At 43.2% G+C, this 301-nt stretch carries 1 protein-coding gene; it reads right to left on the bottom strand.

The features are described from left to right. Positions 1-29 precede the first annotated feature (29 nt). Positions 30-301: YetF domain-containing protein (locus FHK88_RS03480; RefSeq protein ID WP_227429391.1), on the bottom strand; the 272-nt coding region annotated here is incomplete at its 5' end.

The following is a 301-nucleotide window of genomic DNA, read 5'->3' as shown; positions in this document are numbered from 1 at the left end:
GCATTCAATGGTCTTCAAAAAGTCAATTATTAACGCTTTACCAATTGATCGATAGTCTGAGAGATTGGCAGATTATCACTATCGGTCTTAACATTATCAGTAGATTTTTGTCGTGGAATGACGGTTAGCTTGGCATCGGTCTCAAATACAATAGCCTCCACATCGTCATGATTATTGATACCCTCAGAGCGCATAGCGCATTCTAGCTCTTGCCGACACAGGCGCTCCGCACGCATAGCATCGGGTAAAAACTGACCTTGATAAAAGACAATTCGCGGCTCTGATAGCAAGACAGAGCAAA

Source organism: Psychrobacter sp. I-STPA6b (assembly GCF_020662265.1).
Lineage (GTDB): Bacteria > Pseudomonadota > Gammaproteobacteria > Pseudomonadales > Moraxellaceae > Psychrobacter.
Note: the sequence above shows the minus strand (reverse complement) of the source record. Positions and strands in the feature narration are given on the sequence as shown.